19 protein-coding genes are annotated in these 21,332 nt (G+C 73.5%); 11 read left to right on the top strand and 8 right to left on the bottom strand.

Annotated features, from left to right (window positions below; translation table 11 throughout):
- Positions 1-442 precede the first annotated feature (442 nt).
- The 4 genes from nrdH (at position 443) to nrdF (ending at position 4,437) form a co-directional block, all read left to right on the top strand.
- A complete protein-coding gene (nrdH, locus tag AC1050_RS17250) occupies positions 443-688 on the top strand; it encodes a glutaredoxin-like protein NrdH (RefSeq protein WP_454050183.1) in 246 nt (81 codons plus the stop codon).
- Positions 689-772: 84 nt separating this feature from the next.
- Positions 773-1,189: a class Ib ribonucleoside-diphosphate reductase assembly flavoprotein NrdI gene (gene nrdI / locus AC1050_RS17255; protein ID WP_482388638.1), complete on the top strand. Its 417-nt coding sequence runs from the start codon at positions 773-775 to the stop codon at positions 1,187-1,189.
- Between the two features lie 35 nt (positions 1,190-1,224).
- A complete protein-coding gene (nrdE, locus tag AC1050_RS17260) occupies positions 1,225-3,330 on the top strand; it encodes a class 1b ribonucleoside-diphosphate reductase subunit alpha (protein WP_482388709.1) in 2,106 nt (701 codons plus the stop codon).
- 132 nt (positions 3,331-3,462) lie between these two features.
- Positions 3,463-4,437 carry a class 1b ribonucleoside-diphosphate reductase subunit beta gene (gene nrdF, locus AC1050_RS17265; protein ID WP_482388639.1) on the top strand — a complete coding sequence of 325 codons (975 nt, stop codon included), beginning with the start codon at positions 3,463-3,465 and terminating at the stop codon, positions 4,435-4,437.
- Positions 4,438-4,516: 79 nt separating this feature from the next.
- Here the strand turns inward: nrdF and AC1050_RS17270 are convergent, their stop codons facing one another.
- Together AC1050_RS17270 and AC1050_RS17275 are read right to left on the bottom strand one after the other, a co-directional pair.
- The gene (locus AC1050_RS17270) at positions 4,517-6,181 is read right to left on the bottom strand and encodes a catalase (protein WP_482388640.1); all 1,665 of its coding nucleotides are present in this window, start codon (positions 6,179-6,181) and stop codon (positions 4,517-4,519) included.
- 46 nt (positions 6,182-6,227) lie between these two features.
- Positions 6,228-6,476 carry a DUF2180 family protein gene (locus AC1050_RS17275; protein ID WP_482388641.1) on the bottom strand — a complete coding sequence of 83 codons (249 nt, stop codon included), beginning with the start codon at positions 6,474-6,476 and terminating at the stop codon, positions 6,228-6,230.
- 148 nt (positions 6,477-6,624) lie between these two features.
- Between AC1050_RS17275 and AC1050_RS17280 the strand changes: the two genes are divergently transcribed.
- The gene (locus AC1050_RS17280) at positions 6,625-7,254 is read left to right on the top strand and encodes a Type 1 glutamine amidotransferase-like domain-containing protein (protein WP_482388642.1); all 630 of its coding nucleotides are present in this window, start codon (positions 6,625-6,627) and stop codon (positions 7,252-7,254) included.
- A 114-nt stretch (positions 7,255-7,368) separates the two neighbouring features.
- On the opposite strand, the gene AC1050_RS17285 is transcribed toward AC1050_RS17280, so the two are convergent.
- Positions 7,369-8,124, bottom strand: coding sequence for an SRPBCC family protein (locus AC1050_RS17285; protein ID WP_482388643.1), 756 nt, complete (start codon positions 8,122-8,124; stop codon positions 7,369-7,371).
- Positions 8,125-8,298: 174 nt separating this feature from the next.
- Here AC1050_RS17285 and AC1050_RS17290 point away from each other — a divergent pair, with 174 nt between their 5' ends.
- Positions 8,299-8,733 carry a methyltransferase domain-containing protein gene (locus AC1050_RS17290; RefSeq protein WP_482388644.1) on the top strand — a complete coding sequence of 145 codons (435 nt, stop codon included), beginning with the start codon at positions 8,299-8,301 and terminating at the stop codon, positions 8,731-8,733.
- 6 nt (positions 8,734-8,739) lie between these two features.
- Here AC1050_RS17290 and AC1050_RS17295 read toward each other — a convergent pair whose 3' ends face one another.
- Complete coding sequence (locus tag AC1050_RS17295; protein WP_482388645.1) at positions 8,740-9,420, bottom strand: class F sortase; 681 nt, start codon at positions 9,418-9,420, stop codon at positions 8,740-8,742.
- Entirely contained in the window at positions 9,417-10,070 is a 654-nt protein-coding gene (locus AC1050_RS17300) for a DUF4142 domain-containing protein (RefSeq protein ID WP_482388646.1), read from the bottom strand. The genes AC1050_RS17295 and AC1050_RS17300 overlap by 4 nt, the downstream gene beginning before the upstream one ends.
- A gap of 169 nt (positions 10,071-10,239) precedes the next feature.
- Between AC1050_RS17300 and AC1050_RS17305 the strand changes: the two genes are divergently transcribed.
- A complete protein-coding gene (locus AC1050_RS17305; RefSeq protein WP_482388647.1) occupies positions 10,240-11,505 on the top strand; it encodes a YihY/virulence factor BrkB family protein in 1,266 nt (421 codons plus the stop codon).
- On the opposite strand, the gene AC1050_RS17310 is transcribed toward AC1050_RS17305, so the two are convergent.
- From AC1050_RS17310 to AC1050_RS17320, 3 genes are read right to left on the bottom strand one after another with little or no spacing between them, the layout of a single operon-like run.
- A complete protein-coding gene (locus AC1050_RS17310; protein ID WP_482388710.1) occupies positions 11,486-12,856 on the bottom strand; it encodes an L-serine ammonia-lyase in 1,371 nt (456 codons plus the stop codon). The two genes, AC1050_RS17305 and AC1050_RS17310, sit on opposite strands and share 20 nt — an antisense overlap.
- A 29-nt stretch (positions 12,857-12,885) precedes the next feature.
- A complete protein-coding gene (locus AC1050_RS17315) occupies positions 12,886-14,148 on the bottom strand; it encodes a M20 family metallopeptidase (protein ID WP_482388648.1) in 1,263 nt (420 codons plus the stop codon).
- Entirely contained in the window at positions 14,145-15,686 is a 1,542-nt protein-coding gene (locus AC1050_RS17320; RefSeq protein WP_482388649.1) for an MFS transporter, read from the bottom strand. The genes AC1050_RS17315 and AC1050_RS17320 overlap by 4 nt, the downstream gene beginning before the upstream one ends.
- A 101-nt stretch (positions 15,687-15,787) precedes the next feature.
- Here AC1050_RS17320 and AC1050_RS17325 point away from each other — a divergent pair, with 101 nt between their 5' ends.
- The 4 genes from AC1050_RS17325 to AC1050_RS17340 all read left to right on the top strand — a co-directional run bounded on the left by AC1050_RS17325 (position 15,788) and on the right by AC1050_RS17340 (position 21,244).
- Positions 15,788-16,783, top strand: a complete 996-nt coding sequence (locus AC1050_RS17325) for an Lrp/AsnC family transcriptional regulator (RefSeq protein ID WP_482388650.1) — start codon at positions 15,788-15,790, stop codon at positions 16,781-16,783.
- 70 nt (positions 16,784-16,853) lie between these two features.
- On the top strand, positions 16,854-17,885 hold the full coding sequence (locus tag AC1050_RS17330; protein WP_482388651.1) for a LacI family DNA-binding transcriptional regulator: 1,032 nt from the start codon (positions 16,854-16,856) through the stop codon (positions 17,883-17,885).
- Between the two features lie 270 nt (positions 17,886-18,155).
- Complete coding sequence (locus AC1050_RS17335) at positions 18,156-19,862, top strand: glycoside hydrolase family 13 protein (protein WP_482388652.1); 1,707 nt, start codon at positions 18,156-18,158, stop codon at positions 19,860-19,862.
- Entirely contained in the window at positions 19,859-21,244 is a 1,386-nt protein-coding gene (locus AC1050_RS17340) for an extracellular solute-binding protein (protein ID WP_482388653.1), read from the top strand. The genes AC1050_RS17335 and AC1050_RS17340 overlap by 4 nt, the downstream gene beginning before the upstream one ends.
- The last annotated feature ends 88 nt before the right edge of the window (positions 21,245-21,332 follow it).

A 21,332-nucleotide genomic window follows, 5' to 3' on the forward strand; every position in this document is an offset into this window, starting at 1 on the left:
GCGCCGCGACACGCCGACGCGGCACGACACGCCGCGGCTTCCGGGTGCTGCCACCTGGGACCTGCGTCACGCCCGCCGAGCGGGTGAAACGTCGTCCACATGTGCACCCACATGTGGGCGGATCTGGGGACGCCTGTGGACGAATCCGCAGGCCCGCAGCACCGTCCCCAGGCGGGGTGTGTGTCAGTGGTCGCCCGTAGCCTGTGGATGAAGTCGGACACAGGGCGGTCGTGCACAGGCTGTGGAGAACGACACGGGTGTAACACCAGTCCTAGTGGTCCCTTGCCGGACCGACCCCTAGGTGTAGTGTTCTGACTCGCCGCTGGACGTGGGGCCCGGACCTCTGGTCGACCCGCCGCAGCGGCTCGAGAACAGCAACCAGCAGTGCGGGGCGGGCGCGGGGGCGCACGTACCAGCCAGGCCTTCAGACCGGGGAGACACGATGACCATCACCGTCTACAGCAAGCCGTCGTGCGTCCAGTGCAACGCGACCTACCGCGCCATGGACAAGGCCGGCCTGCAGTACGAGGTCGTCGACATCACCGAGGACGCCGACGCGCGTGACTACGTGATGTCCCTCGGTCACCTCCAGGCGCCGGTCGTCGTGGCCGACGGCCAGCACTGGTCCGGCTACCGCCCCGACCAGATCAAGGCGATCGCCGACCGCGCCGCGGTCTCCGTCGCCTGACGCGGCCGCGCGCCGCCCGGAGCACCCGGGCGGCACGGTCGCCCCGCAGCACGACCCAGGTCCGGGACGAGGAGTGAGCACGCCATGAGCTCCCTGGTCTACTTCTCCAGCGTCTCGGAGAACACCCGCCGGTTCGTCGACAAGCTGGACATCGACGCCACGCGGATCCCGCTCCGTCCCACGGAGCCCGCCCTGCACGTGCAGGACCCCTATGTGCTGGTGGTCCCCACGTACGGCGGCGGGAACGAGGGCGGGGCGGTGCCGCGCCAGGTCATCAGGTTCCTGAACGACCCGGCCAACCGTTCCCTCATCCGCGGCGTGATCGCGGGCGGGAACACCAACTTCGGCTCGCACTACTGCATGGCCGGAGACATCATCGCGGCGAAGTGCCAGGTCCCGTACCTGTACGCCTTCGAGCTCATGGGGACCGCTGAGGACGTCAGCAGGGTCCGAAAGGGATGGGGACGATTTTGGCAGCGACACTCACAGATGCCGGCGTGACGGACGCGACCGAGGTCATCTCGATCACCCCGGACATGGACTACCACTCGCTCAACGCGATGCTGAACCTGTACGGCGCGAACGGCGAGATCCAGTTCGACAAGGACCGGGAGGCGGCGCGGCAGTACTTCCTGCAGCACGTCAACCAGAACACGGTCTTCTTCCACGACCTGGAGGAGAAGCTCGAGTACCTGGTCGAGAACAAGTACTACGAGGCCGAGGTCCTGGCCCGGTACAGCCAGGAGTTCGTCAAGGCGCTGTTCAAGCACGCGTACTCGAAGAAGTTCCGCTTCCAGACGTTCCTCGGCGCGTTCAAGTACTACACCTCGTACACGCTGAAGACGTTCGACGGCAAGCGGTACCTGGAGCGCTTCGAGGACCGCGTCGCGATGGTGTCGCTCGCGCTCGCCGAGGGTGACGAGACCTTCGCGCTGCAGCTGGTCGACGAGATCGTGTCCGGCCGCTTCCAGCCCGCGACCCCGACGTTCCTCAACCTCGGCAAGGCGCAGCGCGGCGAGCCCGTGTCCTGCTTCCTGCTGCGCATCGAGGACAACATGGAGTCCATCGCGCGCGGCATCAACTCCGCCCTGCAGCTGTCCAAGCGCGGCGGCGGCGTGGCCCTGCTGCTGTCGAACATCCGCGAGCACGGCGCGCCGATCAAGCACATCGAGAACCAGTCGTCCGGCGTGATCCCCGTGATGAAGCTGCTCGAGGACTCCTTCTCCTACGCGAACCAGCTGGGTGCCCGCCAGGGCGCCGGCGCCGTGTACCTGCACGCGCACCACCCGGACATCATGCGGTTCCTCGACACCAAGCGGGAGAACGCGGACGAGAAGATCCGCATCAAGACCCTGTCGCTGGGCGTCGTGATCCCGGACATCACGTTCGAGCTCGCGAAGAACAACGAGGACATGTACCTGTTCTCGCCGTACGACGTCGAGCGCGTCTACGGCAAGCCGTTCGCCGACGTGAACGTCTCCGAGAACTACCGCGCGATGGTCGACAACGGCCAGATCCGCAAGCAGAAGATCAAGGCGCGCGACTTCTTCCAGACGCTGGCCGAGCTGCAGTTCGAGTCCGGCTACCCGTACATCCTGTTCGAGGACACGGCCAACAAGGCCAACCCGATCAAGGGCAAGATCACGCACTCGAACCTGTGCTCGGAGATCCTGCAGGTCTCGACGCCCTCGACCTTCAACGAGGACCTGTCCTACGACCACGTCGGCCGCGACATCTCCTGCAACCTCGGGTCGATGAACATCGCGCTGGCGATGGACTCGCCGGACTTCGGCCGCTCGGTCGAGACCGCGATCCGCGCGCTGACCGCCGTGTCCGACCAGACCGACATCGAGTCGGTCCCGTCGGTCAAGCGGGCCAATCGCGGCGGCCACGCCATCGGCCTCGGGCAGATGAACCTGCACGGGTACCTGGCGCGCGAGCGGATCTTCTACGGGTCCGAGGAGGGCCTGGACTTCACGAACATCTACTTCTACACGGTGGCGTACCACGCCATCCGCGCGTCGAACCTGCTGGCCAAGGAGCGGGGCCAGGCGTTCGGAGGCTTCGAGGACTCCAAGTACGCCTCGGGTGAGTACTTCGAGAAGTACGTGACCGGCACCTGGATCCCGAAGACGGCCCGCGTCGCGGAGCTGTTCTCGACGGCCGGCGTGCACATCCCGACGCAGGACGACTGGCGGGCGCTGGCGGAGTCGGTGCGCGAGCACGGCCTCTACAACCAGAACCTGCAGGCGGTCCCGCCGACCGGCTCGATCTCGTACATCAACAACTCGACGTCGTCGATCCACCCGATCGCGTCGAAGATCGAGATCCGCAAGGAGGGCAAGCTCGGCCGCGTGTACTACCCGGCGCCGTTCATGACGAACGACAACCTGGAGTACTACGACGACGCGTACGAGATCGGCTACGAGAAGATCATCGACACGTACGCCGAGGCCACGCAGCACGTGGACCAGGGCCTGTCGCTGACGCTGTTCTTCAAGGACACCGCCACCACGCGCGACATCAACAAGGCGCAGATCTACGCCTGGCGCAAGGGCATCAAGACGATCTACTACATCCGCCTGCGGCAGATGGCGCTCGAGGGCACCGAGGTCGAGGGCTGCGTCTCCTGCATGCTCTGAGCCGATGACGCCGGCCGGGCCCTCGGGCCCGGCCGGCGCACCCGCGTCAGGGTGCAGGATGGACGCAGTACCTCGCGGGCCCGCCCGCCGCCGCGGTGATCGCGGCCCGAGAAGACACGACATGGAGCTGTGATGGCCGAGAAGCTGAAGCTGGTCGACCGCGTGCAGGCGATCAACTGGAACCGGGTCGAGGACGAGAAGGACGTCGAGGTCTGGGACCGGCTCGTCGGGAACTTCTGGCTGCCCGAGAAGGTGCCGGTGTCCAACGACATCCAGTCCTGGGCGACCCTGACCGAGGCCGAGAAGCAGATGACCAGCCGGGTGTTCACCGGCCTGACCCTGCTCGACACCATCCAGGGCACCGTCGGCGCCGTGTCGCTGATCCCCGACGCGATCACCCCGCACGAGGAGGCGGTGTACACCAACATCGCGTTCATGGAGTCGGTGCACGCCAAGAGCTACTCCTCGATCTTCTCGACGCTGGTCTCCACCCGCGAGATCGACGAGGCGTTCCGCTGGTCGGAGGAGAACCCGAACCTGCAGCGCAAGGCCGAGATCGTCCTCGACTACTACCGGGGCGACGAGCCGCTCAAGCGCAAGGTCGCATCGACCATGCTCGAGTCGTTCCTGTTCTACTCCGGCTTCTACGCGCCGATGTACTGGTCCAGCCGCGCCAAGCTGACCAACACGGCCGACCTGATCCGCCTGATCATCCGCGACGAGGCCGTCCACGGGTACTACATCGGGTACAAGTTCCAGAAGGGCCTGGAGCAGCTCACCGAGGCCGAGCGCACCGAGCTCAAGGACTACACGTTCGAGCTGCTCTTCGAGCTCTACGACAACGAGGTGGAGTACACCCAGGACCTGTACGACCCCCTGGGCCTCACCGAGGACGTCAAGAAGTTCCTCCGGTACAACGCCAACAAGGCCCTGATGAACCTGGGCTACGAGGCGCTGTTCCCGCGGGACGAGACCGACGTGAACCCCGCGATCCTCGCGGCGCTGTCGCCGAACGCCGACGAGAACCACGACTTCTTCTCGGGGTCGGGCTCGTCGTACGTCATCGGCAAGGCCGTGAACACCGAGGACGAGGACTGGGACTTCTGAGCCCCGCCTGAGACGCACCGACGACGACGCCCCGCCGAGCAGCAGCCCGGCGGGGCGTCGTCGCGCGTGGCGGACCCGCTCAGCGCTCGACGACCACGTGCTCGTTCGGGACGACGTGCGTCATCCGGAGCCCCGTGACGTCCCGGGGACCGTTGGCCCCGAGGTTCGCCAGGCGCTTCAGCTCGTCGTCCGACAGCGTCTGGCTCTGCAGCGGCGGCAGGTCCTTGACGTCGTCGACCCCGATGCCGAGGCCCTCGCCGACCCGCAGACCGAGCTCGTCGTCGGCCATGAGGAAGTGCCACACCATGCGCTCCTGCACCGGTCGGGCGGCCTGGCCGATCAGCGTGACGAAGTTGGCGACCAGGTCGTCCTTCTCCCACTGCTCCATGAGCTGGTAGCGCTGTCCGGCCTGCGTGTAGTCGTTCGTCCGGGGGATGCGCTGCCGCGTGAGGCGGCCGGAGAGGACCGGACCCTGCTCGTCGTGCGTCGGGTACTGGGCCTCGCGCAGGCCGCCGGTGATGGACGGCTCGTAGTTGACGTGCGGGTTCTGCCCCTCGCCCAGGTCGACGCCGTAGGACATCTGGCCGCCGCGCTGGTTGGTCGCCACCCGGGCGCCGCGCGGGCTGTTGACCGGCAGCTGCAGGTAGTTCGGCCCGACCCGGTACCGCTGGGTGTCGGAGTAGGAGAACGTGCGCCCGACCAGCATCTTGTCGTCGGAGAAGTCGAGGCCGTCGACCAGGACGCCGGTGCCGAACGCGATCTGCTCGTTCTGGTTGTGGTGGTCCGAGACGTTGCTGGTCAACGTCATGGTGCCGACCAGCTTCGGCTCGAAGTCGTTCTCCGGCCAGACCTTGGTGTCGTCCAGCGGGTCGAAGTCGAGCTCGGGGTGCTCGTCGTCGCTCATCAGCTGCACGTACAGGTCCCACTGCGGGTGCTCGCCGCGCTCGATCGACTCGTAGAGGTCCTTCGAGGCGTGGCCCAGGTCGGTGGCCTGGATGTTCGCGGCGTCCGCCTCGGTGAGGCTCGCGACCCCGGCTCGCGGCAGCCAGTGGTACTTCACCAGGTGCGTCTCGCCCTCGGCGTTGACCCACTTGTAGGTGTTCACGCCGAAGCCCTGCATCGTCCGGTAGTTCGCCGGGATGCCGCGGGGGCTGAACAGGTTGACCAGCATGTGCATCGACTCGGGGGTCTGCGACATGAAGTCGAAGATCCGCGCCGGCTCCTGCCGGAACGTCACCGGGTCCGGCTTGAGCGCGTGGATGACATCCGGGAACTTGATGGCGTCGCGGATGAAGAAGACCGCGAGGTTGTTGCCGACCAGGTCCCAGTTGCCGTCCTCGGTGTAGAACTTCACCGCGAAGCCGCGGGGGTCGCGTGCCGCCTCCGAGGAGTCGCGGCCGCCGATCACCGTGGAGAACCGGATCGCCAGGTCGGTCGTCTTCCCCGGCTCCGCGAACAGCTTGGCGCGGGTGTACCGGGCGATCGGCTCGTCGCCCCAGGTCCCCGTCGCCTCGAAGTGGCCGAACGCGACGGCGCCCCGCGCGTGCACCACCCGCTCGGGGATCCGCTCGCGGTCGAAGTGGCTGACCTTCTCGAGGAACTGGTAGTTCTCCAGCGTCGCCGGGCCGCGTGCCCCGACGGTCCGCTGGTTCTGGTTGTCGTAGACGGGGTGCCCCTGCCGGTTGGTGAGGACCGGACGGTCCTGCTCGCTCGGCTCGGGCCCCTGGTGCGCGACGTCGGTCATGCGGACTCCCCCTTGCACTGGACGGCGACTGCTCGCCGTCCCGAGGCTAGGCGGCGACCCGGGACGCGGCGACCGGGGCGCGGCCCGCCGTGCCGGACGGCGCGGCCCGGTGGCAGGTCGGGCAGTGCAGGACCCGGCCGTCGGGCCGGACCGTGGGCGCGCCGACCCCGTTGGTGCTGATGCTGGTGGTCGCGGACTCCTGGACGTGCGTCGCGCACACGCCCGCCCCGCAGCTCCGGCAGAGCGCCACCGCGGGCACCTCGTCGCCGGTCTTCGCGTCCTCGTAGCAGAGCACGTCCGCCTCCTGTTTGATCGTTACTGGAACGACTCCAGAATAGGGGCGGGTCGTGCGGCCGGCCGCCGCGTCCTCATCGTGGACACCGGGCGCTCCCACCAGGGAGGCCGTCGTCCGTCCGTCGGCGGCACCGCGTACCGTCACGACCGTGACCTCCCTGCTGCTGCTCTCGCTGGGCGTCGGTGCCGTCCCGGCGTTCCTCGCCTCCCAGGCCCCGGCGGGCCGGCCGCTGACGATCGGCTACGTCCCCGACGCCGCCCGCGCGGACGCCGACGCCCCGTGGGCCCGCGCCGAGCGCGAGCGGGTCGCCGGCCTCGGCCACCCGGTGGTCGACGTGCGCCTCACGGGGACGGACGTCGAAGCCCTGGCGGTCACGCTCGACGGGGTCGACGCCCTCTACGTCGCGGGTGGCAGCACCTTCGCCCTGCTGGACGCCTTCCGCACGTCCGGTGCCGACCGGCTGGTCCCGGAGCGCGTCCGCGCCGGCCTGCCGTACATCGGCCTGAGCGCGGGGTCGATCGTCGCCGGGCCGAGCATCGAGCCCGCGTCGCTCATGGACGACCCCGCCGACGCCCCCGGGCTGACGGACCTGCGCGGGCTCGGCCTCACGGACGCCGTCGTCGTGCCGCACGCGGACGGGAAGCTGCCGCCGTACCCGCTGGAGCTCATCGGCCGGACGCTGGACCGGTACGGGTCCGACCACGAGCTGGTGCCGCTGTGCGACGACGAGGCGCTGCTGGTCACGGGCCCGGGGTGGAAGGTCGTCGCCTCGGCCTGACCGGGTAGCTCGCCGGGGGCCGAGGCCGGCGCGCCGGCGGCTCGCGACGGCCGAGGGGCCCCGACCGCGGACGGCGGTCGGGACCCCTCGGTGCGCAGGACGGCGCCGTGCTGCTCAGATCCGCGTGCCGGGGTCCGTCCCGTCGTCGAGCCCGGTCCCCGTCGGCGGCACGTCGGTGACGACGACGTCGGTCTCCTCGACGACGACCGGCGTCACCGGCTGCACGTCGTCCACCGGCGTGACGTCGGCGGTGTCGTCCTTCCGGGACGCGGCTGCGGCGCCGGCCGCGGCGACCCCGGCAGCAGCGACGCCGGCCGCCGCGGCGACGGCCTTGGCCGAGACGCCGGCCTTGCCCTTGTCGCCCTGGGACGCGGCGGCGTGCTCGACGCCGGGCGTGCCCACGCCTGCGCCGGTCCCCGTGCCCACCGTCCCGCGCCAGGCGCCGGAGGCGTAGCCCTCGTCCTCGATGAAGGCCTTGAACCGCTCGAGGTCCTTCTCGGCCTGGTTCTCGACCACGTTCAGCTTGTCGCCGACCTTCTCGACCAGGCCCTCGGGCTCGTACTCGAGGTGCAGGTGCACCGAGGTCTGGCCGCCGCCCAGGTCCTCGAACGTCACGGCGCCGGCGTTCGTGGCACCCTCCGTCGCGGCCCAGGCGACCTTCCGGTCCGGGACCTGCTCGAGGATCCGGGCCTCCCACTCGCGCTTCACGCCCGCGATCTCGGCCACCCACTGCAGGCGCTCGTCGTCGAGCTGGGTCACCTTCTTGACTCCGCCCATGAAGTGGGGGAAGTCCTCGAACTGGGTCCACTGGTTGTAGGCCACGCTCACGGGCACGTTCACCATCAGCGACTTGTCGACGGTCGTCGTCATCGTCTCTCCTCGGATGCGCTGCGTGGCGGGGCCGGCGGCTGGACCCCACGCTCCTCCCCAGCATGCGCGCGGACGGTCCGGCCCGCACGGGCAGAGCGGACCCGGCACGCGACCTGTCCGGGCGCGGTCCCCGGCGGTACCGTCGGGTCCGCGCGCGCGGTGAGGGGGCCGACGATGACCGACCTGTCGCCCCGCCTGCGCGCGGTCGTCGACGCCCTGCCCCTGCGACCGGGCCTGCGCGTCCTGGAGGTCGGCGGCGCGCCGGGCGCCGCGGCCCGCGCGGTCGTGGCGCGGGTCGGGCCGGACGGGCACGTGCTGGTGCTGGACCGGTCGCGCACCGGGATCGACCGGACGCGGGACGGCTGCCGACAGCAGGTCGGGGCCGGCCTGCTGTCGACGCTGTGCGCCCCGGTCGAGGACTTCGTGCTGCCGCCGGGCGTCGACCCGTTCGACCTGGCCTTCGCCTGCCGGGTGGGGGTGCTCGACGGGCGGCACCCGCGCTCGTACGCCGCCGCGCTCGCCTGCCTCCGCGCGGCGCTGGTCCCCGGGGGCGTCCTGCTCGTCGACACCGGTGACCCGCTCACGGCGGTGCCGCTGGACGCGCGATGACCGGCGTCAGGCCGGGGTCGCGATGACGACGGCGTTGTCCGCGTAGCGACCGGTGGTGGTGTCGAAGGCGCCGCTGCACGTGATGACGACCAGGCGCGCCGGTCCGTCGGCGCGGAACAGCTCGGCCGGCAGCCCGGCGTCCTTAGCGTAGGTCCGGCGCTCCGTCACGGCATAGCGCACCGTCGTGCCGTCGGCGGTGACCACGTCGAGAACCGTCCCGAGCGGCGCCCGCAGCAGGCGGGAGAGCGGCCCGGCGCCCACGCCGGCCGCGTCCACGTGCGCCGCGAGCACCGTCGAGCCCTGCGCGGCCCCGGGGACGGCGCCGCTCGACCACCAGCCCGCCACGCGCGGGTCGGCGGGGACCTGCAGCGCGCCGGAGTCGTCCACCCCGACGGGGACGACGTCGAGCCCGGTCCCGAGGTCCGGGACGTCCAGCCGCGCGGGAGCCGCGACCGCGTCGGTGGACGGCGCCGCAGCCGGGGGCACGGGCGCCAGCACGTCCGGGGCCGGTGCCGACGGGGTCCCGCCCGGCTCCGCCGGCACCGCACCGGTCGGCGCGGCCGCGGCGGCGACGTGCAGCGTCGGCGGTGCCGTCAGGAGCACGGCGCCGCCGGACGCCGCCAGGACGCCCGCCACGGCGAGGGCCGTGGCAGGCGCCCGGCGACGACCGGCGGGAGGGGTGGTCACGCCTGCTGCCGCCGCAGGACCAGGACGCCGGCAGCCACGACCGCGAGCACGCCGGTGCCGAGCAGCACCACGCCGAGGGTCTGCGACGACTCGGCCGCCTGCCCGCCGGTGCCGGCCGGCACGGACGTCGGCACGCCGAGCTCCTGCGCCGTGGCGAGCAGCCCGTCCAGGTGTCCCTGGACGACCGGGGCCGCGGCCGCCGCGAGGTCCTTGACCGTCTGCTCGGTGCCCTGCGCGAGCTCCTGCTCGCCCGCGGCGAGCGTCGCGCGGTGCCCGGCGATCTGCGAGGCGACCCACGCGCGGTCGAACGCCTCGCCGGACTGCGCGGCGACCTCGGCCAGCGCCGCCTGCTGCTCGGGGCTCGGCTCGGCCGGGAGGGTCACGCCCAGCTGCTGCGCGACCGGGGTCAGCGCGGCGTCCAGCCGCGTGTGGTCGTCGATCAGCATCTGGCCGTGCATGCGGACGTCCTCGCTGACGGCGCGCTGGACGGCCGCCTGGCCCGCGGCGATCTCGGCGAGGTTGCTCTGGTGCGCGGCGACGAGCCAGGTCTGGTCCTGCGGGGACGCCTGCGCGGTGGCGGTGCCGGCCGCGAGGCCGAGCAGGGCGAGGGTGGAGACGAGCGCCACGGAGGCGCGGCGGAGCAGGTGCATGGTGACTCCCGGTGAGCTCCAGCGGTCGCGAGCCCGACGCTGGACCCCCGCCTCATCATCAGGACGCCCGCGTCGTCCCGCATCCCAGGGGCGTCCCGCGGCCGCGCCCCGCCGCGCACCGTAGGGTCGCGGGATGACCCGCCCGCAGCCCGGCGCCCCCGCCTGACCCGTGCTCGTCGTCCTGGTGCTCGCCGGCCTGGCCGTCGCCGTGCTGTCCCGGCGCGTGCCGTGGGTGCGGGACCGGCTGCCGGTCCCGGCGACGACGATCCTGGCGTGGGCCGCCGCGGGCGTCGCCGGCCTGGCGCTGGCGTCGGTCGGGGACGGGGCGGCCCGGGTGGTGCTGGCCGGTGCCGTCGCCGTCGCGGCCGGCGCGCTGGTGATCGCCGCGGCGGGCTGGGTGGTCGGGGCGCTGCGCGGGCCCGTGGACCGGCACCGGGCCCGGCGCGCGGGTGCGCCGACGCTCCCCGAGCGCGCCGTGGCGCTCGCGGACCGGCACCCGGTGACGGTCCGGGGCTGGGACCTGACGGGGCTGACGGTGCGCTCGGTCGTCCGTTCCGGGGAGGTCCGGATCACCGGGCTGGCGGCCGAGATGACCTACTACGCGCTGATCTCGCTGGTGCCGATCACCACCGCGCTCGGTGCCAGCCTCGGGTACCTGCGGCCGCTGCTCGGCGGCGACGAGGTGGAGCAGATCCGCACCGGCGTCGTCGACGGCCTGGCGACGGTGTTCGCCCAGCAGGTGGCGAGCGACGTGCTGGCCCCGCTGGTCGACGGGCTGCTGGACGAGGAGCGCGGCGGGTTCGCGCTGGGGGCGCTGCTGGTGACGCTGTACCTGGCGAGCCGGGTGTTCCGCGCCGCCGTCCGGGCGCTCGACGACGCCTACCGCGTCGCCTCCCGGCAGGGCGTCGTGACGCAGTACCTGCTGGGGTTCGCGTTCACCGTCGGCGCCCTGGTCACGCTCGTGACGGTCCTGCTGCTGGTCGTGATCGGCCCGCTGCTGGGGGACGGCGACGCGTGGGCGGAGCGCCTGGGCCTCGGGGACGCGTTCCGCGCCGCGTGGTCGGTGCTGCGCTGGCCGACGGTGCTGGCGCTCACCGTGGCGTTCCTGACGCTGCTGTACCGGTACGCGCCGAACGTGCGGACCACCTGGCGCCGGTGCCTGCCGGGAGCGGTCGTCGGGACGCTCGGGGCCCTGCTGGTCTCGGCCGGGTTCGTCCTCTACGTGGCCGCCGCGGTCCCGGAGACGCCGGGCGCCGACGCCGGCAGCGCGGCCGTGGTGCAGGCGGCGGCGCAGATGCTCGGCCTGGTGCTCGCCGCCGCGCTGTGGATCTGGCTGTCGAGCATCGCGGTGCTGCTGGGCGGCGTCCTCAACGCGGAGGTCGACGCCGCCCGCGACCGCGCGCGCCCGGCCGGGCTCAGCACTCCACGACGTTGACCGCCAGCCCGCCGCGGCTGGTCTCCTTGTACTTGTCGCTCATGTCGACGCCGGTCTGCCGCATCGTCTCCACGACCGCGTCCAGGGAGACGATGTGCGAGCCGTCGCCGTGCAGCGCCAGCCGCGCCGCGGTGACCGCGGTCGTCGCCGCGATGGCGTTGCGCTCGATGCACGGCACCTGCACCAGGCCGGCGATCGGGTCGCAGGTCAGGCCCAGGTGGTGCTCCATGGCGATCTCGGCGGCGTTCTCCACCTGCTCCGGCGTGCCGCCGAGGACGGCGCACAGCCCGGCGGCGGCCATCGCGCACGCCGAGCCGACCTCCGCCTGGCAGCCGCCCTCGGCCCCCGAGATCGACGCGTTCGCCTTGATCAGGGAGCCGACGGCCGCGGCCGTGAGCAGGAACCGGTGCACCCCGTCGACCGTGGCGGCGGGCTCGGTCCGCCAGTAGTGGTGCAGCACCGCGGGCAGGATCCCGGCGGCGCCGTTGGTCGGCGCGGTGACGACCCGGCCGCCGGCGGCGTTCTCCTCGTTGACCGCGAGGGCGTACACCTGGAGCCACTCGCCCTGCACGTGGCGGCCCTCGGCCTCGGCCGCCTCGAGGCTCGTGCGCATCGCGGCGGCGCGGCGGCGGACGCGCAGGCCGCCCGGGAGCGTGCCCTCCGCGGACATCCCGGCCTGCACGCACGCCTGCATGGCCGCCCACACGGCGTCGAGCCCGGCGCGGACCTCGGCGAGGTCCCGCCGGGCGACCTCGTTCCGCCACGCCACGTCGGCGACGGTCAGGCCGTCGCGGCACAGCGCGAGCAGCTCCGCGCCGGAGCGGAACGGGAGGGGGGCGGGGGCGTCCGCCGGCGCGGGTGCCGGCGGCGCCGGGTCCTCGCCCACGCACCGGATGAAGCCGCCGCCGACCGACTCGTACGTCACCTCCAGGGCGGGATCGTCGCGCCCTTGGGTCCAGGCGCGCAGCACGAGCGTGTTCGGGTGCCCCGGCCGGCGGACGCGCGGCTCGAGCACCACGTCCGCGCCGTCGAACGGCACGGGCAGCACGCCGCCGAGCAGCAGGGCCTGCCCGGTGGGGTGGCCCGACCAGGCGCCGCGCACCGCGGCGGGGTCGCACGTCTCCGGCGCGAGCCCCGCCAGCCCGGCGACCAGCGCGTCCGGCGTCCCGTGCCCCAGGCCGGTCGCGGCGAGCGAGCCGTACAGCACCCCGCCGACCCGCGTCACCCGGTCCGGCAGCGCGAGGGCGCGCCGGGCGAAGTCCGCCCCCGCCCGCATCGGGCCGACGGTGTGCGACGAGGACGGGCCGATCCCGACGGAGAACAGCTCGAGCGCGGAGACGTACACGCCCACATCCTCGCGCGCGCCGGCCGGTGCTGCCGTCACGCGTCGGCCTGCGGGGTCGTCGTCGCGCCCGCCGGCCGCGCGGCCTGCCGCGCGAGCAGGTCCGCCCGGGCCTCCGGGGACAGCGCCGCGGCGCACGCGGCCCAGGCGAGCCCCGTCGCGGCGTCGAGGACCGCGGCGTCGGCGGCCGGGGACACCGCGTCGGCGGCGAACCCGGTGGTGTGCGGCGCGGCCGTGGACCCGTGCACCGCGATGGCGGGGTGGATCGACGGCACGACCTGCGACACGTTGCCCATGTCCGTGGACCCGCCGGCCGCCCCGGCGACCGTGACGGTCGGGCGGCCGAGGTCGGCGAGCGCGGCGTTCCACGCCTGCGCCAGGAACGGGTCCTGGCGGAGCGGGTCGTACCGCGGCTCGGTGCGGCGCTGCTCCCAGGTGCACCCGGACGCGAGGGCCCCGGCCTCGAAGCACGCGAGGACGCGCCGCTTCGCGTCCTGCAGCTCGTCCAGGTCGAAGGACCGGACCTCCGCCTGCACGACCGTCCGCGCCGGGATGATGTTGGTGACCTCGCCGCCCGAGGTCACCACCGCGGCCGTGCGCACGGTGGTCGGCAGCTGCTGGCGCAGCAGCCCGATCGACGTCAGCGCGATGGTGGCCGCGTCCAGCGCGTTGACGCCCGCCTGCGGCGCCGCGGCCGCGTGCGCCGCCCGCCCGGTGTAGACGACCTCGAACCGGTCGACGGCCTGGGTCGCGAAGTCGTCGCAGCGCACGTCCACGCCGGGCGCGCCGTGCACCATCAGCGAGACGGTCGCGTCCTCCCAGGCGCCGGCCTCCAGCATCCGGACCTTGCCGCCGCCGTGCTCCTCGGCGGGCGTGCCGAGCAGCTTGACGGTCAGCCCGGCGTCGTCCGCGACGGCCGCCAGGGCGACGGCCGCGCCGAGCCCGGCCGCGGCGATGATGTTGTGCCCGCAGGCGTGGCCGAGGCCCGGCAGCGCGTCGTACTCGGCGCAGACCGCGACCACGAAGTCGCCCGAGCCGGCTGTCGCCTCGATCGCGGTGTCCAGCCCGAAGGCCCCGACCGTGACGGCGAACCCCGCGTCCCGCAGGGCGTCGGCCAGCAGCCCGGCCGCGCGGTGCTCGGCGAAGGCGGTCTCCGGGTGGGCGTGGATCTCGTGGCTGATGGCGACCAGGCGGTCCTCCCAGCGGCGGACGACCTCGGCCGTGCGGCTCCGCGCCTCGGCGCCGTCGATCCGGACCGGTGCGACGGGGGCGGCGGGCGTGGTGGGGGCGGTGACGGTCATGCGTGCTCTCCTGCGGTGACGGCCTGGACGGCGGGGACGGTGGCGGCGGGGGCGACCACGGCGGCCGGGGCCGCGGCGGGCACCGTGGTCGCGGCGGGTGCCGGCGGACGGAGGAACCGCGCCAGCACGGTGATCGCGACGCCGATCGCGGCGCACACGGCCCAGACGGCGACGTACCCGCTGAACGACGTGGTCGTCACGGCCGCGTCGCCGGAGCCGAACGTCGCCACGAAGCTCGCCATCAGCAGGGCGAAGACGGCACCCGCGACGGCGCCGGCCGCGGTGCGCGACGTGTTGTACAGCGCCGAGGCGATGCCCACGGAGTCCGCGGGCGCCCGGGTGACCACGATGGTCGGCAGCACGGAGATCAGCACGCCGTTGCCGAGCCCGCCGACCACCATGGCCGCGAGCACGAGGGGGGCCGAGCCGGAGCCGAGCAGGAACCCGGCGTAGTGCAGCGCGAGCAGCACGCCGCCGAGCGCCACCGCGCCCGGGACGCCGATCCGGCCGGCCACGCGGTCGCCGACGCTCGACGCGGCGAACGCGGCGAGCGCCGCGACCAGGGCGACGACGCCGACGGCCGCCGAGGTGAGCCCGAGCCCGAACCCGACGACGTCGGGGTCGCTGAGGATGAAGACGGTCGACGCGGTCTGGCTGCCGAACAGCTGCGCGCCGAACAGGAACGCGATGACGATCGGCAGGCCGATGCCCCCGCGCACCAGCAGCGTGACGTCGATCAGCGGGTGCGCGACCCGGCGCTCGACGGCGACCCAGGCCACCAGGACCGCGATCCCGCCGAGCACGGTCACCGCCGTCACCGGGCTGGTCCAGCCCCACGCCGAGGCGTTCGAGATGCCGCCCAGCACCGCGAGCAGGCCCAGACCGAGCAGCGCGGCACCGAGCCAGTCCGTGGTGCCGCGGGCGCGGACCCGGGACTCCGGCACCAGGAACGCCACGACGGGGACGCAGAGCACCAGGAACACCGCCGGCACCCACAGGACCGTGCGCAGGTCGCCGATCGCGGTGTACAGGGCACCGGCGCCCAGCGAGCCGATCGCGGCCCCGAAGGTCAGCGCGCCGACCAGCTTGCCGATCGACCTGCCGGCCGACTTCGGGTCGCGGTCCCGGACGATCGCGAACTCCAGCGGCAGGAACGCCGCCAGCGGTGCCTGCAGCGCGCGGCCGAGCAGCAGCACCCCGAAGCTGGGGGCGAGCGCGACGACGACCGAACCCAGCGCGACCAGCGCGGCGGCGATCGTGAGCATCCGCTTGTGCCCGTACCGGTCGCCGAGCTTGGCGATGATCGGCACGCACACCACCGTGGCGAGCATGTACGCCGCGCTCACCCAGTTCAGCGTGGCGGCGGTGACGTCGAACTGGCTGCCGATGGCGGACAGCAGCACCGGGTACCAGCCCTGGAGCATGCCGGAGCCGAGCTCCATGACGACGAGGAAGCCGACGACGCCGCGGAGCGCGGTGCGGGCCGGGGTGGCGGTGCCGGGCGCGGTGGCCGGGCCGGGCGGTGCGGAGGCGGTCATGAGGTCTCCTGGAGGACGGGCCGACGAGGTGGCGAGACGCTAGGAGCCCGGTTCGCCTGCATGGTGCACACTGCAGGGAATACACCGGGAGGCGGTCGAACGTGCAGGAAGACGTCCTCGACGACCTGGACCAGCGCCTGATCCACGCGCTGCAGATCAGCCCGCGCGCGCCGTGGTCCGCGCTCGCGCCGGTGCTCGGCGCGGACCCCGTCACGCTGTCCCGGCGCTGGGCCCGGCTGGTGCGCGAGGGTCTGGTCTACGTCACCGGCTACGGCTGGGACCAGGGGCAGCTGTCCCTCATCGAGATCGAGTGCAGCCCGGGCGAGACCCTCGCCGTGGCGCACGCCCTCGCCCAGGACCGCGAGGCGTTCACCATCGACCTCACCGCGGGCGGGCGCGACATCATGCTGACCCTGGGCGCGGCGGGGACCGAGGCCGTCGCCTCCTGGACGCTCGAGCGGATCCGCGGCGTCCCGGGCGTCCGGTCGATGCGGACCCACCTGGTGTCGGAGGTCGTCACGGACGCGCGGAGCTGGCGGATGCGGGTGCTGTCCAAGGACGAGGTGGCGCGGGTCGCCGCGCTCGACGCGCGGCCCACCGGCGGCGCCGTGGCGATCCGGCCGGAGCAGGGCCGGGCGATCAGCGAGGCGCTGACCGAGGACGCGCGGATGGGCGTCGCGGAGCTCGGCGCGCGGGTGGGGATGACGCCACGTCGGGCCCGCGACGCCCTCGCCACCATGCGGGCGTCGGGCCGGTTCGTCATGCGCCTCGACGTGGCACGCGCGCACACCCCGTGGCCGATCTACGCCTGGTACTTCCTCCGCGTGCCGGCGGCGATGGTCGCGCGCGTCGGCCCGCAGCTCGGCCGGATGGACGAGGTGCGGCTCGTCGTCACCACCGTCGGCGAGTACAACGTCATCGTCGCGGTGTGGCTGCGGACGCTGCAGGACGTCGGCCGGCTCGAGGCGATCATCGAGGAGCGCCTGCCGGGGGTCACGATCGCCGACCGGTCGGTGGTGCTGCGGACGACCAAGCACCTGGGGCACCTGCTGGACCCGCACGGGCGCGCCACCTCCGAGGCGGTCCCGATGCCTTGACGCCCTGCGCCATCGCCCCCGTACGCAAGCGACGCAAGCCGCTTGCGCGCGGAGGCGTAGAGTCGGCGGCGTGTCGAGGCGTCTGGCCGAGGTGGCCACCAAGGTCGGGGTGAGCGAGGCGACGGTCAGCCGCGTCCTCAACGGCAAGCCGGGGGTGAGCCAGGCGACCCGGGACGCGGTGCTGACCGCGCTCGACGTCCTCGGCTACGAGCGGCCCACCAAGCTCCGCGGCGAGCGCGGCCGGCTGGTCGGCCTGGTGCTGCCCGAGCTGGCGAACCCGATCTTCCCGGCCTTCGCCGAGGTGATCGGCGGCGCGCTCGCGCAGCAGGGCTTCACGCCGGTGCTGTGCACCCGCACCGCCGGCGGCGTCTCCGAGGCCGAGTACATCGACCTGCTGCTCGGCCAGCACGTGTCCGGCGTGATCTTCGCCGGTGGCTTCTACGCGGAGCGGCGGGCCGACCACGCGCACTTCCGCCGCCTGGAGCAGCTGGGCCTGCCGGTGGTGCTGATGAACGCCTCCATCGAGCAGCTCGACTTCCCGCGGGTGTCGACCGACGACCTGATCGCGATGCGGCAGGCGCTCGGCCACGTCACCTCGCTGGGGCACGAGCGGGTCGGGCTGCTGCTCGGGCCGGCGGACCACGTGCCGTCGGAGCGCAAGCTCGACGCGGCCCGGTCGTTCGCCGACGCGCACGGGCTGCGGCTCGACGCCGAGCTGGTCGCCCACAGCCAGTACTCGCTGGAGAGCGGCCAGGCCGCGGCGCACCGGCTGGTGGAGGCGGGCGCGACGGCCATCGTGTGCGCGAGCGACCCGCTGGCGCTGGGTGCCGTGCGCGCGGTGCGCCGGGCGGGCCTGCAGGTGCCGGGTGACGTCTCCGTGGTGGGCTACGACGACTCGGCCCTGATGAACTCCACCGACCCGGCGCTGACCACGGTGCGGCAGCCGATCGAGCCGATGGGCCGGGCGGCGGTGGACCTGCTCGCCGGGATGATCGCCGGCGTCGACGTGCCGCGCGACGAGCTGCTGTTCGAGCCGGAGCTGGTGGTGCGCGGCTCGACCGCCGCGGTGCCCACGGCGCGCCGCACGACCACCGGCCGGTAGCCCGACCGCTCGTCCCCGGGCCCAGGGCGCCGACCGCACCGGTCGGCGCCCTCCGAGGCGCGCCCCGTGCCCGATCCGGTGTCCTGAGGTCGCGTTTCGATAACGGCGCTGTCAGGTTCTTGCGCGGATACCGTCCACTAGTTACGGTCGTGCCAGACGACGTCGTCCTCGCTCCGGCGGACCCCGCCGTCCCGGCCGGCCGGACCCCGGCGGTCGGATGCGCGCGGTCCACCGTCCGCGCACCGCGCAGGACGAGGCAGACGAGGACCCGTGACCGAGACACGACCGGCGCAGCAGGCGACCGACGCGCCGTGGTGGCGCAGCGCCGTCATCTACCAGGTCTACGTCCGCAGCTTCGCGGACGGCGACGGCGACGGCACGGGTGACCTGGCCGGCGTCCGCGCCCGGCTGCCGTACCTGCGCGACCTGGGCGTCGACGCGATCTGGTTCACCCCCTGGTACGTGTCCCCGCTGGCCGACGGCGGCTACGACGTGACCGACTACCGCGCGATCGACCCGCAGTTCGGCACGCTGGCCGAGGCGGAGCAGCTCATCGCCGAGGCGCGGGCGCTGGGCATCCGGACGATCGTCGACGTCGTCCCGAACCACGTCTCGGCCGAGCACCCGTGGTTCCGCGCGGCGCTCGCGGCCGGGCCGGGCTCGCCGGAGCGGGAGCGGTTCTGGTTCCACCCGGGTCGGGGCGCGGACGGCGCCGGGATCCCCACGCACTGGGTGTCGGACTTCCAGGGCAGCACCTGGACCCGCACCACCGAGCCCGACGGCACGCCGGGGGAGTGGTACCTGCACCTGTTCACGCCCGAGCAGCCGGACCTCAACTGGGACCACCCGGACGTGCGGCGCGAGCACGAGGACGTCCTGCGGTTCTGGTTCGACCGGGGCGCCGCCGGGATCCGCATCGACTCCGCCGCGCTCCTGGTCAAGGACCCGGCGCTGCCCGAGGTCCCCGCCGAGCCGGGCCCCGGGGAGCACCCGCACGTGGACCGCGACGAGGTCCACGACGTCTACCGCGCCTGGCGCGCCGTCGCGGACTCCTACGACGAGCCGCGGGTCCTGGTCGGCGAGGTCTGGCTGGCGGACCGCGAGCGGTTCGCGCACTACCTGCGCCCGGACGAGATGCACACCGCGTTCAACTTCGACTTCATGGCCCGCCCGTGGTCCGCCAAGGAGCTGCGCGAGTCGATCCAGACCACGCTGGACGCGCACGCCCCCGTCGCCGCCCCGCCCACCTGGGTGCTGTCGAACCACGACGTGACCCGGCCGGTGACCCGGTACGGCCGGGCGGACACCTCGTTCGCGTTCGCCCGCAAGCGGGCCGGCACCCCCACGGACCTGGCGCTCGGCCGGCGGCGCGCGCGGGCCGCCGCCCTGCTGACCGCCGCGCTCCCGGGGGCGCTGTACGTGTACCAGGGGGACGAGCTGGGGCTCCCGGAGGTCGAGGACCTGCCCGCCGGGGCCGTCCAGGACCCGATGCACTTCCGGTCCGGCGGGGTGGACCCCGGTCGCGACGGCTGCCGGGTCCCGCTGCCGTGGCGCCGGACCGGCAGCACGTACGGCTTCGGGCCCGAGGGCGGCGCCCCCGCGTGGCTCCCGCAGCCCGCGGGCTGGGGCGGGCTGTCGGTCGAGGCGCAGGCGGCCGACGGCACGTCGGTGCTCGCCCTCTACCGGCGGCTGCTCGCCACCCGCCGGGCGGAGCCCGCCCTGCACGGCGCCGACCTGCGCTGGCTGACCGACCTCGACGGCGCCCCGGTGCCCGACGACGTGCTCGCGTTCGCTCGCGGGGACGTCGCGTGCCTGGTGAACCTCGGCACGGAGCCGCTGCCCCTGCCGCGCACGGCCACCGTGCTGCTGGCCAGCGCGGGCGACCCCGACGACCACCTGCCCACCGACACGGCGGCCTGGCTCCGGCTCGGCCCGCCGCACCCCACCCCGCACCACCCGACCAAGGAGCGACGATGAAGTCCACCCGGCAGACGATGGCCCTCACCCTGGCGGGGACCCTGGCGATCGGCGCGCTCGCCGCCTGCTCCAGCGGTCCCGAGGACGACGGCACGGCCGAGGACGGCACGGTGACCCTCAAGGTCGTCGCCCTGCTGCCCGGGTCCACCGACGAGGCGGTCGCGGCGTTCGACCAGCAGGTCGCCGAGTTCGAGGAGGCGCACCCGGACATCGACGTGCAGCCCGAGGAGTACGAGTGGAAGGCGACGACGTTCGCCGCCCAGCTCGCGGGCGGCACGCTCCCCGACGTCTTCGAGATCCCGTTCACCGACGCGCAGGGCCTGGTCGAGAACGGCCAGCTCGCGGACATGGACGCCCAGTTCCGCGCCCTGCCGTACGCCGACACGTTCAACCCGACGATCCTCGAGGCCGGCACCGGCCCCGACGGGCACGTCTACGCGATCCCGGCCAAGAACGCCTACCCGGTCGCGCTGCACTACAACCGGGCGCTGTTCGAGTCGGCCGGCCTGGACCCGGACGCACCCCCGACCACCTGGGACGAGGTGCGCGCGGCCGCGAAGGCGATCGCCGACGCCAACCCCGGCGTCGCGGGCTTCGCCACGATGACGCAGAACAACACCGGCGGCTGGCAGCTGACGGCGCAGACCGTCGCGCACGGCGGCCGCACGGTGGAGGTCGACGACGAGCAGGTCGCCACCGCGACGCTGGACAACGACGGCACCACGGCGGCGCTCGAGCTGCTGCAGCAGATGCGCTGGGACGACGGCTCGATGGGCGCGAACTTCCTGCTCGACTGGGGGTCCATCAACCAGGAGTTCTCGGCCGGCCAGGTCGGCATGTTCACGTCCGGCTCGGACATCTACACCTCGATGGTGCAGACCAACGCCATCGACCCGGCCATCTACGGCCTGGCCCCGATCCCGCTCGAGGGCGACGACGCCGCCACGCTGACCGGCGGCACCCTGGCCGGCGTCCCGGCCGGCGCGAGCGAGGAGGTCAAGGACGCCGCCATCGAGTGGATCGACTTCTTCTACCTGAACAAGCTGGTCGACGAGGACCGCGCCGTCGCGGACGCCGAGACGCTCGTGGCCAACGACCAGCCCGTCGGCACCCCGGTGCTGCCGATGTTCTCCGAGGAGCAGTACCAGCAGAACCAGGAGTGGATCGCGGACTACATCAACGTCCCCCTGGACCAGATGGCGCCGTTCACCGACGCGATGTTCGACCTGCCGCTGGTGGGCGAGCCGTCGCAGAAGACGCAGGAGATCTACGCGCTGCTCGACCCGGTGGTGCAGGCCGTGCTCACCGACGAGAACGCGGACGTCGACGCCCTGCTGGAGCAGGCGGACACCCAGGCGCAGGCCCTGCTCGACCAGGGCTGACCCGCCACGGAGCGCGGCGGGCCGGGGCACCCCGACCCGCCGCCCTCGACCCGCCGCTCCCGACCGGCCCGACCTGATCCACCTGACC

The sequence above is a fragment of the Cellulomonas sp. NEAU-ZC6 genome (assembly GCF_056844425.1).